Raw genomic sequence first — 13,942 nt, 5'->3', positions numbered from 1 at the left:
CCGGGCTATAGGCCATTGCAGGAATGCCGCGCCCCTCCATCAGGGGAAGCAAATCAAATTCTGGTCCGCGACGAGTAAGGTTATACAAGATCTGGTTGGTTGCGCAGCTTTGACCACCGGCTGCGATCAGATCATCCATATCGTCAGGATCAAAGTTGCTGACGCCCCAATTGCGGATCAGCCCTCGCGCGACCAGCTTTTCCATTCCGGCGATGGTCTCCTCCAAGGGAACCTCGCCGCGCCAGTGCAAAAGGTAAAGATCGATGCGGTCGGTGTTCAATCGGCGCAGGCTCGCCTCGCAACTTTGCGCCAGCAATTGGCTTGAGGCATTCCACGGATAGACTTTGGACACCAAAAAGACGCGGTCACGCTGACCCGAGATCGCCTCGGCGACCAGAACTTCGGCGGCCCCTTCGGCATACATCTCGGCCGTATCGATCAGCGTCATCCCCAGATCGATACCCTGACGCAAAGCCAGGATCTCTTGCGCGCGGCAATCCGCAGATTGCGCCATTTTCCATGTCCCCTGCCCAAGGGCCGGAACAATATCGCCAGAGGGGAAGGTGACATGAGCTTTCATAACCCGATCCTGCCTTGCCGATTTCGCGCTGACAAGTGGCGCGATCGGATGATCCATCGGTTGATCCAAACGGTCCTCCATGCCACATCTGAGGCCAGATCTGTGCAAAGATCGCGCCATTGGGGGCAATATGACCAAGGACGACCGAATGACGCATGTGGCGATGGATCAGCCGCCTTTTTCGATTCTTCTGGGGATCAAGATCCTGTCGGTCAGCCCCGATGAGGTCGTTGCCGAACTGCCTGTCACCGTTGAGTTAAGCAACCGAAACGGCGTTTTGCACGGCGGCGCGATCATGAGTTTTGCCGATAATATTGGCGGCACCGCGACGATGATGAACCTACCCGAAGGGACATCGACCACCACCGTCGAAAGCAAAACGAACTTTCTGCGCCCGATCCGCATCGGCGACACCGCCCGCGCCACGGCGATTGCGCTGCACAAGGGGCGCACGATGATGGTTTGGCAAACCTCGATCACGCGCGGCGACGGCAAGCTGGCCGCGGTCGTGACACAGACCCAGCTGGTGCTGGAGTGGAAGGACAAAGCCGAGGGCTAGGCCCCGGCATTGCCCTTTATCAGGTGGCCTGCCCGCTTGTGCCTTGGGTGACAACGCCCGGCACCGTGCCAGCGACGCAATTTCGCGCGCAGGCACAGCAACATTCCCGTTAACGCAGGCGCGCTGCATCCTCGAAGGGGCCAATGGTCAGCTCGACCGGGGCCAGCCCATCGATCTGACCCACCAGCCTGTCGCCTGTCGTAACGGCCCCTACGCCCGCAGGCGTACCCGTCATGATCAGATCACCCGGCTGCAGGTGATAAAGCCTTGAAAGGTCCGAGATAATCTCGGCCACGCTCCAGACCATATCCGACAGACGCGCATCTTGACGGGTTTCGGCGTTCAGGGCCAACTGGATGCGTTGATCGGTCACAATGCCGTAATCAGCGCGGCGCGTCAGAGCCCCCAGTACCGCTGAACATTCGAAATCTTTCGCAGTATCCCAAGGCTGGCGCTTTTCCTTCGCGCGCGCCTGCAAATCCCGCCGCGTCATATCCAGGCCCGCCCCATAGCCGAAAATCACCCCCTCGGCCTGGTCTTTGGCGATCTGAAACGCCGCAGCGCCAATGGCTACGACCAGTTCCATCTCATAGTGGACATCGGCGGTTCCGGGCGGATAGGCCAGCTCAGAGCCGCTTTCCAGCACGGCCTGCGGCCCTTTGATAAAGTAAAAAGGCGCATCGCGATCGACCTCATTGCCCATCTCTGCCGCATGGGCGGCATAGTTGCGGCCCACGCAAAAAATGCGGCTGACCGGATAGCGGCGGGCATCGCCCTGAACCGCCACCGACTTGGGGGCTGCAGGCGGGAAAAGGAAATCGGTCAAGGAATGCTCCTGTTAGACTGAAAAATGACCGGCAAAAGACTGCATGCTTGACAGATGCTAACGAATTTCGCCGTGCGGCCGCCGTTGCCGAAAGGGGATTTTCATGGCAATAGATTGAAAAAGCAATCCAGAGCAGGCTCCGCAAATGACCGATTTCGCGCAACGCCGCACCATGATGGTTGATACTCAGGTCCGGCCAAATGACGTGACCAGCTATCCTGTCATCGAGGCGATGCTGAACGTGCCGCGTGAACAGTTCGTTCCCGATGCGCTCCGCAACGTCGCCTATGCCGGCGAAAACATTGACCTTGGCCGCAACCGGGTCGAACTTGAACCGCGCACGCTTGGCCGCATGCTTGAGGCGCTGGACATTCAAAGTTCGGATCTGGTTTTGCATGTCGGCTGTGCCTATGGCTATGCCACCGCCGTCATGGCCCGCATCGCCGAGGCCGTAGTCGCCACCGAGCAAGACCACGACATGGCCGTCGAGGCTCAGGAGCGGCTGGCAGCGCAAGACATCTATAACGTCGCAGTCACCGAGGCCGAGCTGACCGCCGGCTGGCCCGGACAGGCGCCCTATGACGCCATGTTGATCGGCGGCGGCATCGAAGAGTTCCCCGATGCTTTGGCCCAGCAACTGCGTGAAGGCGGTCGGGTGATCGCGCTCTTTATCGAAGGGCAACTGGGCACTTTGCGTCTGGGCCAAAAGCTGGATGGCCGGATTTCGTGGCGTTTCGTCGTGAACGCCTATGCGCCGGTGCTTCCCGGTTTCCATCGTGTTTCGAGCTTTGCGCTCTGACCGTATCCTGAAAGGCTCGAACATGATTGCGCGAACTCTTAAATCCCTGCGTCGCCCCTTGCTTGCGGCGCTGATCGCAGGGGCTTCAGCTTTGCCGGCCATGGCCGAATCGCTGGCCGATACGATGGTTGATGCCTACCGCCACTCATCCTTGCTTGATCAGAACCGCGCGGTTTTGCGTGCGGCGGACGAAGATGTGGCTACGGCCATTTCCGCCTTGCGCCCGGTGGTCAACTGGGTGCTGCAACAAAGCTATCAAAGCGTGAACGGCATCGACCTGCGCCAGACCTCGTTGTCGCTGCAGGCGCAGATAACGCTTTACGATTTCGGCCGCACCCAGTTTGCCATCGATGGTGCCAAGGAAACCGTTCTGGCCACCCGTCAGGCGCTGGTCGGGGTCGAGCAAGACGTTCTTTTGTCCGCCGTACAGGCCTATCTTGATGTGCGCAGCGCGATTGAACAGGTCGAGCTGCAAGAGAACTCGGTCCGCGTTCTGGGTCAGGAACAGCGCGCCGCATCCGACCGCTACGAGGTTGGCGAGATCACCCTGACCGATGTGTCGCAGGCCGATGCTGCACTGGCCGCAGCGCGGGCCAACCGCGCCTTGGCCGAGGGCAATCTGCAAATCGCCCGCGAGTCCTATCTGGCGATCACCGGCCATCTGCCCAAGGGGCTTTCCGCTCCGCCGCCCACCCCGAAACTGCCCGCCTCGCTTGAGCAGGCGCGCAATATTGCGCAGCGCACCCATCCGGGCATCAAGCAGGCGCAACACGCCGCAGCAGCAGCCGAGCTGGGCGTTTCGGCAGCTGGCGCCGAGCGCAACCCGACGGTGACCGGCAACCTTGGCATTGCCAGCCAGCGCGGCAATTCGGCGACCTTCCGTCAGGATACGACGAACGACACCGCCTCGGCCTCGATCTCGATGTCGCAGACGATCTATTCGGGCGGCCGCCTGCCTGCAATGCATCGCAAGGCGATGGCACAGCGCGATTCGGTTCGCGCGCAGCTGTTGGGCACCTCGCGTCAGGTCAGCCAGGCTGTCGGCACGGCTTGGGCCGGGATCGATGTCGCCCGCGCCCAGATCCGCGCGATCGACGAGCAGATCTCGGCAGCGCAGCAGGCCTATGACGGCGTGCGCGAGGAAGCGACGCTTGGCGCACGCACCACGCTTGATGTGCTGGACGCCGAACAAAGCCTGCTCGAGGCACGTGCGACCAAGATCACGGCTGAGGCTGATCTCCAATTAGCACATTATCAACTATTGGCTGCTATGGGTTTGCTTACGGTAGAAAACCTGAAGCTTGGGATCCCGACCTATGACCCATCAGCCTATTACAACGCGGTGCGAAATGCGCCCTATACCAGCACCCAGGGCAAAAACCTGGATCGCGTGCTGCGCGCCATCGGCAAGTCGGAATAAGGCTGCCGCTGACTACAATCCAAGCTCAGCTAGGCGGGGTGCCCGCCATGGCTGAGCCTGGGAAAAATGCCTCTGCCAGTGAGATTTCTGAAAATATCGGCGATGTTCTGGCCTCGATCCGCCGTCTGATTGCCCAAGATGAGGCAAATCGAAGCAACAGCGATCCGGGCACCCGCCTGCGCCAACTGGCCCAGCAGCGCGCCCAGACACAGCGCCAGACCGCTGAGCAAGCCGGGCGCAGCCTGCAACCTCATCAAGGCGTCGCGACCGCCCGCCCGCCCCTGATGCTTGGGGATGACGACCTGATTGCCGATCACATTGCTCCGCCCAAAGGTGGCCCGGTCGTCTTTCCAATGCCCGACCACCCCGAGGAAAAAAGCCCGGCCTTTCTGCGCGCACAGGCAGCCCCCGGCCCGATTTCGCTGACTGACAGCGGGGCAGCACCCACTGCGCCAAGCCAGATCGAGGATCGGCACCCCTTCACCCGTCACGACATCCGGCGCGAACCCGGCCAGCCCATCACCTTGCGCACGGCCCCTGCCCCTGTCATCGATCCAGCGGTACTGCCAGCTATCGATACGCCCCCCCCTTCCGAAGGCGCGGCTATGGATATTCCAGCGGATGCGACGCCACCAGTGGCGGGGGCAACGATGGGCGCGGCGACTGGGGCGACGCTTGCCCCCGAGCCCGAGGATGTGCATTTCTTTGCGACCCCCGAGCAATCCCCGACCGAGGCATTGCTGCGCGATCTGATCCGCGAGGCAATCCGCACCGAATTGCAGGGCGAGCTTGGCGGCCAATTCAGCCGAAACCTGCGCCGCGTCATCCGCTCTGAGGTTGATTTGGCCATGCGTCAGGCCCGCAAGATCGCTTGACTCCGCAACAAAAAAGGCGGGGCAGCCAGATGCTCCCCCGCCCTTTCAACACATGGTCGTTGCGACAGCCCTAAATCCCGCAGGGCATTGGCCAATGCCCGACGTGCAGCGACCTTTAGTTCAGGTATTTCTCGGGATCGACGCTTTCAAAGCCGTTGCGAACCTCGAAATGGACAATCCCAGCATTGCGCGTCTTGCCTAGCGGCGAGCCTGCGCTGACCTTGTCACCTTTGTTGACCGTGACATTGTCCAACCCGGCATAGACCGTCATCAGATTGTTGTCGTGGCGCACAACAATGATCGGCACGTTATCGACATCGCGCGTGATCGCAGCGACGGTACCGGCACCTGCCGCGCTGACCGGGGCGCCCGGAGCTGCGGAAATATCGATGCCGTCATTCTTGCCTTTGGAATAGGTGCGGGCGATCGCCCCATTGACCGGCATCCGGAACTTGCCGCTACCCGAGGCCGCGGTCCGCGTCTTGCCCATATCGGGCGCTGCGGGCGTGGCCACCTTGGTCGAGGCAGGCACCGTTTTTTCGTTGGGCAAAGCCTCGGCCGAGGATGGCGGACGCGGCGTCGGGCTGCCCGAACCCGGAGCCGTCACCACTGAGGTGGCCTTGGGCGCGGCACCCGCGACCGGAATCAACAGACGCTGGCCCGGCCGCACTGCCATATCCGAGGACAGGCCGTTCCATTGTGCCAGATCATTGACCGTCACACTATATTTGCGCGCAATCGACCATGCTGTCTCGCCCGAGGCCACAACATGCTGGCGCGGTTGAGTTGCGGGCTGGGTCGTCGTCTTGGCCTTTGCGGGGGTGTTGCTAAGCGGGGTCGCCGTGACCTTGTCATCGGCAGCAATATTGGGTTTGCGCACGCCCTGTCCGGCGAATGGGTCAGTGACCTGACCCGTGGAGGCGACCGTCGTTGTGGTCATGGCAGGCGTGCCACCTGCAACCCGCGTCGGCAGGGCGATTACCGCACCCGCATTCAGCCCACTATTGGGATCAATCGCATTATATTGGGCGACCTGTGCTGCATTCAGACCCAAACGCGCAGCGATCGTCGCGACTGTGTCGCCCTGACGCGCGATGGCGACCTGATAGCCGGGATAGCTGATGACACCGCGCTGATCGGGCTGCGGGCGAGGCTGAGCGGCAGCGGCGGCCTCGGTCGTGCTTAGCCCTCCGCCGAATCCGCGCAGATCGGGGTCGAAATTATCCAGTTTCAGCCCGGTATATTCGCCATTTGGCCCGCAAGAGGCCAAAGCCAATGCAACCACGGAAACCGCTGCCCAAGATCTGAAGCCCGTCATCTGCCCGTCCTTATCTGCCTGAGATGCCGGGGGTCATGTCTGTCCCAACCCCTCGACCAGCGGCACGAAACGCACCTGCCGCAACTCGTCATAATCAAAGCCGGTTTCACTGCGACGAACGCGGATCAAGGTCTGAACCGCATCCGATTGGCCAACCGGAACGACCATGATACCGCCGATCTTCAACTGCGCCAAGAGCGGCCCGGGCGGATCTTCAGCTGCAGCGGTCACAATAATGCGGTCGAACGGCGCCTGCTCGGGCAAACCATGCGAGCCGTCGGCCACGCGGGTTGTGATATTGCTTAACCCAAACTGGCGAAAAATCTCTTCGGCTTCGATCACCAGACGACGATGGCGATCGACCGTATAGACGCGCCGGCACAGCACCGCGAGGATCGCCGCCTGATAGCCCGACCCCGTCCCCACCTCTAAGACCTTGTCGCGCGGCCCGACCTCCAGCGCCTGCGTCATCAGCCCCACGACCGAGGGTTGGCTGATGGTCTGGCCACAAGGAATGGGCAGCGGTGTATCCTCGTAAGCGCGATCCTCGAAATGTCCGCGCACGAAAGCGCCGCGATCAATCCGCTCCATCGCCTCCAGAACGCGCGGGTCAGTGACCCCGCGCGAGCGCAGCTGGAACAGGAAGCGCATTTTGCGCTCGGGGATCTCGTCGGGATCGCTCATCCTTGGTCAAACACTCCGCGCAATTCGGCAAGGCTATCATAGCACGTCAGATCCGGACGCATCGGCGTCACCGAAATATAGCCTTGCAGGTTCAGGTCCACATCGCTGCCCGGCGTCGCAGGCACCGTCTGAGATCCCCCCACCGCCCAAAGGAACCGCCGCCCCGTAGGCGAGATATAGGGCTCGACCGAGAAACGAGAGCCATGGCGGCGACCCTGATTGGCCGCGCGGGTGCCCTTGACCTCATCCGCCGCACAGGCCGGGAAGTTCACGTTATAGAACAGCCGGAAATCGACATCCGACTGCCAGTCGCCATGTTCAAGCAACTGGCGGATGATGGTGGGGCCGTGACGGCGGGCCGCCTCGAAGGGATCGGCCAGATCGGCCGTGCCCGCGCCCAGATATTGCGACAGCGCAATCGCCGGCAGGTTTTGCAACGCAGCCTCCATCGCGCCACCAATCGTGCCCGAATACATGGCATTCTCACCCGCGTTATTGCCGCGGTTCACGCCCGAAAGAACCAGATCGGGCGGGCAATCGCGCATGACATCCGAAAGCGCCGCCAGCACACAATCGGCAGGGCTTCCCTCGGCGGCAAAGCGTCGCTCGCCCAATTGGGCGATCATGGTGGGGTGGGTATAGCTGATGCAATGGCCGACGCCCGATTGCTCGAAGGCAGGGGCCACCGTCCAGACCTCTCCGGTTGGCCCGGCAATCTCGGCTGCGATCTCGGCCAAAGCGATCAGCCCCGGCGCGTTGATGCCGTCGTCATTCGTGATAAGAATCCGCATCTTATGTCCTGCTTGCTGGCACGCGCCACTTCACAATATGATTACCCGCGCGGCCCGTCGGCGACAAGTCGCCGGAAAAGACGGGCCTGCCCAGATGTGGCGGCAAGCGCGCTATTTGACGCCGTGCTGATGGGCAGGCAATATCACATCAGGCCTTTGTTCCGGAAATAAAATGCAGATCTATCTTCCCATTGCCGAAGTCGTCGTGAATGCGCTGACGCTGATCGGGCTGGGCGGCATCGTGGGTGTGATGAGCGGCCTTTTCGGCGTGGGCGGAGGCTTTTTGATCACACCTTTGCTGTTTTTTATCGGCATTCCGCCTGCAATTGCGGTGGCCACTGGCGCGAACCAGGTGGTGGCCTCGTCTTTTTCAGGGGTGCTTGCCCATCTCAAGCGCAAGACGGTCGATTTTCGCATGGGCTGGGTGCTGCTGGCGGGCGGTCTGGTCGGCTCGTCGATCGGCGTGGTCATTTTTGACCTGCTGACCAAATTGGGCCAGATCGATCTGGCAGTGCAGCTTTGCTATGTCGTGTTTCTGGGCCTGATCGGCACCATGATGTTTCAAGAAAGCCTGGGTGCAATCCGACGCGCTGCACGCCCCGGCCCCATCAAGCCAGCCAAGCGCAACCAGCACGGCTGGGTCCATCGCTGGCCCTGGAAAATGAAATTCCGCGCCTCGGGGCTTTATATCAGCGTGATCCCCCCCCTTATGGTCGGGGCGGCCGTCGGTGTGCTGGGCGCGATCATGGGCGTGGGCGGCGGCTTTATCATGGTGCCGGCGATGATCTATTTGCTGGGGATGCCCACCAAGGTCGTGATCGGGACATCGCTGTTTCAGATCACATTTCTGTCGGCATATACGACGCTGATGCATGCCGTCTTTTCCAATACCGTCGATATCATGCTGGCGGTTTTGCTGATTATTGGCGGTGTCGTCGGCGCTCAGATCGGTGCGAATTTGGGCGCCAAACTGCGCGCCGAGCAGCTGCGCATTCTGATGGCCATTCTGGTGCTGGCGGTTTGCGCCAAGTTGGCGCTGGATCTGTTTTTGCGCCCTGATGATCTGTATTCGATCACCCCGGGGCTGGTCGGATGAGGGGCTGGCGTCTTGGCACCACTTTGACATGCGCGCGACCCTTTCGCCTTGCCCTGACAGTGGCAGGTGGCTTGGCGGTTGCGGTGATGGCCCCGCAGGCTTTCGCGCAAGACAGCACCTATCCGAATTATGGCGTGCCCGAGAACCCCCGCGGCGCCCCGGCCTTTCCCCATACTCCGACCGAACAGATTGTGGCCGGGCTGTCGCATGATGACGTGGATATCACCACCAATTTCGACGGCTCTGAAATCATTATCTATGGCGCGATCAAGCGCGAGACGCCCTTGCCTCCGGGCCCGCCCTTGGATGTGATCGTCACCGTCGAGGGGCCGCCCCAAGCCGTCACCATCCGCAAGAAAGAGCGCAGGCTTGGCATTTGGGTGAATACGGAAAGCGTGCATATTGGCGCCGCTCCGGGCTTTTATGTGGTCGCGACCTCGCGGCCGCTTTCGCAAATCCTATTGCCAGCTCAGGATGCCAGCCACCGCATTTCGATCCCGCAAGCGCTGCGCGCCTTTGGTGGGCGCGTTACCGTCGAGGATACCGTGCCCTTCACCGAGGCGCTGGTCCGTCTGCGCGAAGAAAGCGATCAATATCGGCTGGATGACGGCGCAGTCACCGTGGTCGAGCAAACGCTTTTTCGCGCCGATGTCCGGCTGCCCTCCACCATCATCGAGGGGAAATATTCCACGCGGATCTTTTTGCTGCGCAATGGTCAGGTGATTGACACCTATCGGGCGCCGATTGACGTGAAAAAGGTCGGTCTGGAGCGTTGGCTTTTTCGCCTCTCGCTAGAGCAGCCGGTTCTTTACGGGCTGATGTCGCTGCTGTTTGCCGTTGCAGCAGGCTGGGGCGCATCGGCGGCTTTCCGGGCCTTCAAGCGTCAATAGTGCCGTCGGGCGCACCACGGCGAAAGGGGCTCCACTCCGACAATTCGGCGATTTCCTCGTCAACGGCGGCGCGCTCGCCTTGCAAGTAGTTGGCAATCGCGCGGCGCAATCCGGGGTCTGCCAGCCAATGCAGCGAATGGGTCTGGGTCGGCAAATAGCCCCGCGCCAACTTGTGCTCGCCCTGCGCCCCTGCCTCGACACGGGCAAGGCCATGCTCGATCGCCCAGTCGATGGCGCGATGATAGCACAGCTCGAAATGCAAAAAGGGATGCTCTTCGATACAGCCCCAATAGCGGCCATAGACGGTATCTGACCCTAGAAAGTTCAGCGCACCGGCAATCGGTTGGCCGTCGATTTCCGCCAAGACCAATAAGCAATCATCGCGCATCGTGGCGTGCAGGCAGTCAAAAAATGCGCGCGTCAGATAGGGCCTGCCCCATTTGCGAGCCCCGGTATCTTGGTAAAAGCGCCAGAATGCGTCCCAGTGGTGGGGCTTAAGATCATCGCCTGTCAGGTTACGAATGGTGCCGCCAAAGGCCTGTGCGCGCTCGCGCTCTTTGCGCAAAGCCTTGCGTTTTCGCGACGACAGCGCCGCCAAAAAGTCGTCATAGCTGCCATAGCCATCATTCAGCCAATGATACTGCTGGCTCAAGCGCGGCAGATAACCCAGCTTCTCGCCCAGATCCGCCTCGGCCGAGGTGCAAAAGGTGACATGGGCACCCGACATGCCCGACTGGCTGGCCACCTGCGCCATCGCCTGCAAAAGCGCGCCCTGCACCCGCGCGTCGCGCGCGATCAGGCGCGGTCCCGTCGCAGGCGTGAAGGGCACGGCACATTGCAGCTTGGGGTAATAATCCCCGCCCGCGCGCGCATAGGCATCAGCCCAGCCATGGTCAAAGATATATTCGCCTTGCGAATTGGTCTTGATATAGCAGGGCGCAACCCCCGCCACTTGCCCGTCGATGCGCGCAATCAAATGGCTGGGATACCAGCCATTTGTTTCCCCGACCGAGCCGGAATCCTCTAGCGCGGCAAGAAAACGGTGCGTGACAAAGGGGTTGCCTGCCCCGGCGCCACAGCCATCCCATTCAATGGCGGGAATATCGGAAATTGCGGAAATGACGGAAACGGTAAGCTCGCTCATGACTGGCAAGCTATGCGCTTGGCGCGCAGACGCAAGGGCTGTGCGTGGCTTGTGAGCGGGGCGGGCAAAGCTTGGCTTGGCCCGCCCCTGATCCATCACTTTGCGGCCAGATAATCCTCAAAGGTGATATTATCTGCGACCTGCCGCGCCACGGCCTCTTCGGCGGGGTTGCGGATGGTCCAACACAGCACCGGAACGCCCTGTGCCTTCAGGCCAGCCACGGCTGGATTGGCCAGATCGACATGGTCATGCGAGATAAAGCTAGACCCGCTGCGCGCAAAATCGGCAATCGCGGCCAGGCGGCTGCGATCGGCCGCATCCAGCATCGGCCATTCATCCCCGTCAAAGGCGCAGGTGGTCAAGCCGACCGCAATGTCAGGCGCCGCGGCATGAAAGGCTGCGATGGCTTCGGGGTTGAACGACATGACCGCAACCGGACCCTGATAGGCCAAAAGCTGTTCTGCCACGCGATTTTGCAGATCACCGATATTATCGCCCAGACGCCCGTCCTGATCCTTGATTTCGATCAGCAAGGGCACCTGCCCGGCCACTTCACGCAGCATCGCGGCCAGGGTCGGGATCGTCTCATCGCTGCGCAGCAGCCGAAACTCGGCCAGATCTTGCAGCGTGCAATCCGCGACAAAGGCCTCGTCCCCGGCCAGCCGGGTCAGGTCGTAGTCGTGAAAGACGATGGGGATGCCATCGGCTGTGTGCTGGATGTCGCATTCGATCGCATAGCCCGCCGCAATTGCCGCGCGAAACGCGGCAAGGCTGTTTTCCGGCACCCCCGGCGAATGCAGGCCGCGATGCGCGACCGGCATTGTCAAAAGCTCTGCGGGAAGGCCTGCCATCATTCGACCTCGAAGATCGCTTCGATTTCCACGGCAACGCCACGCGGCAGCGCCGGGGCCGAAACCGCCGCGCGGGCATGGCGGCCCTTGTCACCAAAGACTTCGACCATGAAATCCGAGCAGCCGTTGATCACTTCGGGCTGGTCGGTGAATTCCGGGGTCGAGTTTACAAAGCCGGTCAGCTTGACGACGCGGGTGATACGATCAAGCGAACCCAGCGCAGCCCTCGCCTGAGCAAGCAGCGCCAGCCCGCAATTGCGCGCCGCCTCGGCGCCCGCTTCGGCGGCCATATCAGCGCCAAGGCGCCCGGTGATCAGACCGCCAGGTCCGGCGCTGATCTGACCCGAGATGAACAGCAGATTGCCCGACTGCACATAGGGTACGTAATTCGCCGCCGGAGCGGGGGCGGCCGGAAGCGTAATCCCCAGATCTGCAAGTTTGCTGTCAATGCTCATGGCTAGTCCTCGGCTCAAGTAAAGATTTCGCCTGGATTGTCGCCGCCTCACGCCCCCAGCGCAAGGGGCCTTGCGCGCGGGGATCAGGCGACCAGCGCTTCGGCCCGCTTCAGATCGACGCTGACAAGTTGACTGACGCCCTGCTCGACCATGGTGACACCGAAAAGCCGATCCATCCGCGCCATGGTGACCGCATGGTGGGTGATGACCAGAAAGCGGGTGTCGGTGCGGCGGGTCATTTCATCCATGAGATCGCAAAAGCGCGTGACGTTGGCGTCATCCAGCGGGGCGTCGACCTCGTCCAGCACGCAGATCGGCGCGGGATTGGCCAAAAACACCGCAAAAATCAGCGCCAAGGCAGTCAGAGTTTGCTCGCCGCCCGATAAAAGGCTGAGCGTAGACAGCTTTTTACCCGGCGGCTGGCACATGATTTCCAGCCCGGCATCCAGCGGATCATCGGATTCGACCAGCACAAGACGCGCTTCTCCACCCCCGAACAGATGGGTGAACAGCGTTGTGAAATTGGCGTTCACCGTATCGAATGCCGCCAACAGCCGTTCCCGACCCTCGCGGTTAAGGCTGCCGATCCCGGCGCGCAATTTGCGGATTGCCTCGCTAAGGTCCGTCTTTTCGCCAGCCAGACGGTCGCGTTCGGTTTCAAGGCTGCGTTTGTCGTCATCCGCACGCAGGTTGACCGCACCCAGCGAATCGCGCTGCTGGCGCAAACGCAGGATTTCGGCCTCAAGGCGGTCGGCATCGGTGGTCGCATTGGGATCGATGTTCAGCGCAACCAGCAAAGCCTCGGGCGAGCCTTCGGTTTCCTCGAGGATGCGTGTGCGCGCCGCCATTTCCGCCTCAGAGGCGGCATCTGCGCGCGCTTCGCGCGAGGCGCGCTGTTCGCGGGCCTCTGATGCGGCGCGTTCGGCCTCGCGCTCGGCCTCGCTGCGCTGGCGCAGGGCATAATCGGCTGCCGACAGTACGGCACGGGCATCATCAAGACGGAACTGCGCGGCCTTTTCCGCCGACAGCAAAACCTCGCGGCGCTCGGCCAAAAGGTCGGGCTGCGCGCGCGCCTCTTGCAGATCGGCAACCGTGGCATCCCGACGCTCGATCACTTCGGCCGAGCGGCCATGTGCCTGCTCAAGACGCAGCCGCCACCCGGATTCCTCTTTGGTGATTTCCTGCAAGCGTTTGGTGCGCGCCAAACCATCGCGACGAATTTCCTCATGGGCCGAGCGGCGCGACATGGTGGCAATCCGCGCGGCCTCGACACCCATGCGGGCATGTTCCAGCGCATCGGCTGCGGCCCCGCGATCTGGCAATTCGGCCAGGCTGCGTTCCGCCTGAAGCAGCCGCGTACCGGAATCGTGGGCATCCGCCTGATGGCGCGACAGTTCGGCACGCGCGGATTCGGCGCGGCTATTGGCAAGGGCCAGCTCGGATTCCGCGCGCGTGGCCGCCCGCATGGCATCGGACAAGGCGCGTTCGGCCTCGCGGCGCTGATCGCGCGCGCGCTTTTCGGATTGGGTTGCGGTGTCCAGCGCCTCGCGCGCTTCGGCATGGGTGGCAATGGCGGTATCTGCACGGGCACGCGCCGTCGCGCTTTGCTCGGTGACTTCGGCCAGCTGGTTCACTTTTTGCAAATGCAGCGCCG

14 protein-coding genes and 1 pseudogene are annotated in these 13,942 nt (G+C 61.9%); 6 read left to right on the top strand and 9 right to left on the bottom strand.

The annotated features are described in order from the left end of the window. Positions 1-580: aldo/keto reductase (locus RTS12_RS16815; protein ID WP_312530563.1), on the bottom strand; the 580-nt coding region annotated here is incomplete at its 3' end. Between the two features lie 148 nt (positions 581-728). On the opposite strand from RTS12_RS16815, the gene RTS12_RS16810 reads away from it, so the two are divergent. Continuing rightward, on the top strand, positions 729-1,139 hold the full coding sequence (locus tag RTS12_RS16810; RefSeq protein WP_312530561.1) for a PaaI family thioesterase: 411 nt from the start codon (positions 729-731) through the stop codon (positions 1,137-1,139). A gap of 109 nt (positions 1,140-1,248) precedes the next feature. Here RTS12_RS16810 and RTS12_RS16805 read toward each other — a convergent pair whose 3' ends face one another. After that, positions 1,249-1,965 carry a fumarylacetoacetate hydrolase family protein gene (locus tag RTS12_RS16805; protein ID WP_312530559.1) on the bottom strand — a complete coding sequence of 239 codons (717 nt, stop codon included), beginning with the start codon at positions 1,963-1,965 and terminating at the stop codon, positions 1,249-1,251. 145 nt (positions 1,966-2,110) lie between these two features. Between RTS12_RS16805 and RTS12_RS16800 the strand changes: the two genes are divergently transcribed. From RTS12_RS16800 to RTS12_RS16790, 3 genes are read left to right on the top strand one after another with little or no spacing between them, the layout of a single operon-like run. Then, complete coding sequence (locus RTS12_RS16800) at positions 2,111-2,764, top strand: protein-L-isoaspartate O-methyltransferase (RefSeq protein ID WP_312530557.1); 654 nt, start codon at positions 2,111-2,113, stop codon at positions 2,762-2,764. 22 nt (positions 2,765-2,786) lie between these two features. Further along, the gene (locus RTS12_RS16795; protein WP_312530555.1) at positions 2,787-4,184 is read left to right on the top strand and encodes a TolC family outer membrane protein; all 1,398 of its coding nucleotides are present in this window, start codon (positions 2,787-2,789) and stop codon (positions 4,182-4,184) included. A gap of 47 nt (positions 4,185-4,231) precedes the next feature. Then, on the top strand, positions 4,232-5,059 hold the full coding sequence (locus RTS12_RS16790; protein WP_312530553.1) for a hypothetical protein: 828 nt from the start codon (positions 4,232-4,234) through the stop codon (positions 5,057-5,059). Positions 5,060-5,174: 115 nt separating this feature from the next. Here RTS12_RS16790 and RTS12_RS16785 read toward each other — a convergent pair whose 3' ends face one another. From RTS12_RS16785 to surE, 3 genes are read right to left on the bottom strand one after another with little or no spacing between them, the layout of a single operon-like run. After that, the gene (locus RTS12_RS16785) at positions 5,175-6,377 is read right to left on the bottom strand and encodes a LysM peptidoglycan-binding domain-containing M23 family metallopeptidase (protein ID WP_312530551.1); all 1,203 of its coding nucleotides are present in this window, start codon (positions 6,375-6,377) and stop codon (positions 5,175-5,177) included. A gap of 33 nt (positions 6,378-6,410) precedes the next feature. After that, the gene (locus RTS12_RS16780) at positions 6,411-7,061 is read right to left on the bottom strand and encodes a protein-L-isoaspartate(D-aspartate) O-methyltransferase (RefSeq protein WP_312530549.1); all 651 of its coding nucleotides are present in this window, start codon (positions 7,059-7,061) and stop codon (positions 6,411-6,413) included. After that, complete coding sequence (gene surE / locus RTS12_RS16775) at positions 7,058-7,852, bottom strand: 5'/3'-nucleotidase SurE (protein WP_312530547.1); 795 nt, start codon at positions 7,850-7,852, stop codon at positions 7,058-7,060. Before surE ends, RTS12_RS16780 begins: the two co-directional genes overlap by 4 nt. A 172-nt stretch (positions 7,853-8,024) precedes the next feature. Here surE and RTS12_RS16770 point away from each other — a divergent pair, with 172 nt between their 5' ends. Continuing rightward, complete coding sequence (locus RTS12_RS16770; RefSeq protein WP_312530545.1) at positions 8,025-8,948, top strand: sulfite exporter TauE/SafE family protein; 924 nt, start codon at positions 8,025-8,027, stop codon at positions 8,946-8,948. Between the two features lie 86 nt (positions 8,949-9,034). Beyond that, positions 9,035-9,838, top strand: a complete 804-nt coding sequence (locus RTS12_RS16765; RefSeq protein WP_409455702.1) for a TIGR02186 family protein — start codon at positions 9,035-9,037, stop codon at positions 9,836-9,838. On the opposite strand, the gene RTS12_RS16760 is transcribed toward RTS12_RS16765, so the two are convergent. From RTS12_RS16760 to RTS12_RS16745, 4 genes and pseudogenes are all read right to left on the bottom strand, one after another. Beyond that, positions 9,825-10,982, bottom strand: coding sequence for a GNAT family N-acetyltransferase (locus RTS12_RS16760; RefSeq protein ID WP_312530541.1), 1,158 nt, complete (start codon positions 10,980-10,982; stop codon positions 9,825-9,827). The two genes, RTS12_RS16765 and RTS12_RS16760, sit on opposite strands and share 14 nt — an antisense overlap. A 95-nt stretch (positions 10,983-11,077) precedes the next feature. After that, positions 11,078-11,833: a glycerophosphodiester phosphodiesterase family protein gene (locus tag RTS12_RS16755; RefSeq protein WP_312530539.1), complete on the bottom strand. Its 756-nt coding sequence runs from the start codon at positions 11,831-11,833 to the stop codon at positions 11,078-11,080. Then, positions 11,833-12,288: a RidA family protein gene (locus RTS12_RS16750; protein WP_312530538.1), complete on the bottom strand. Its 456-nt coding sequence runs from the start codon at positions 12,286-12,288 to the stop codon at positions 11,833-11,835. The genes RTS12_RS16755 and RTS12_RS16750 overlap by 1 nt, the downstream gene beginning before the upstream one ends. Positions 12,289-12,371: 83 nt before the next feature. Continuing rightward, positions 12,372-13,942, bottom strand: a pseudogene (locus tag RTS12_RS16745) (chromosome segregation protein SMC); the annotation flags it as partial.

Source organism: Paracoccus sp. (in: a-proteobacteria) (assembly GCF_032007265.1).
In the GTDB taxonomy this organism is placed as follows: domain Bacteria; phylum Pseudomonadota; class Alphaproteobacteria; order Rhodobacterales; family Rhodobacteraceae; genus Paracoccus.
Note: the sequence above shows the minus strand (reverse complement) of the source record. Positions and strands in the feature narration are given on the sequence as shown.